General features: G+C 58.0%; 1 protein-coding gene. It reads right to left on the bottom strand.

Going from position 1 to position 481, the window contains the following annotated elements:
- A partial coding sequence (locus ACU8YC_RS26650; RefSeq protein WP_446896214.1) for a hypothetical protein occupies positions 1–448 on the bottom strand: 448 nt, incomplete at its 3' end.
- Between the last annotated feature and the right edge of the window lie 33 nt (positions 449–481).

Genomic DNA, 481 nt, shown 5'->3' with positions numbered 1-481 from the left:
CAGCGGACGCGGCATCCAGCGTCGTGGCGTTTTCGGCTGCGATAATATGTTCCCGGAGGCGGCGCCAATCCCCCTCACTAATCGGACGTCCGCCATGTGAGACCAGTTCGTCCACTACCTCCGGTGCAGCCATGTTGGCGATATGAAGGTCTAAGACCAATTTCCATTGTAGGCCGCAGCGTGTGTAGGCTTGCCGCACGGCACGGAGGCGAGCGCGCACAAGTGCGGCTTTCTCCCATTTCCGGATGCCCGACTCGTCGTAGCGGTCGGCCGGTTTCGGTGGCCACAGATCACAAGCACGCTTATTCTCAAGTCGGAACCTTGTTCCACCTAAAATGCTTAGAAAGTCCGGAGTGTACTCGAAGGAATTGCCTTCGGTACCCGTAACGCGGATGGTTTCAGGCTGGGCGTAGAATGCGTCAACGGCGGAGTGAACGTCCATCAGCATGCTGCAACGCTCTTCGGTCACAGACTCGAAGAC

The sequence above is a fragment of the Citrobacter sp. VF227 genome (assembly GCF_052950715.1).
Note: the sequence above shows the minus strand (reverse complement) of the source record. Positions and strands in the feature narration are given on the sequence as shown.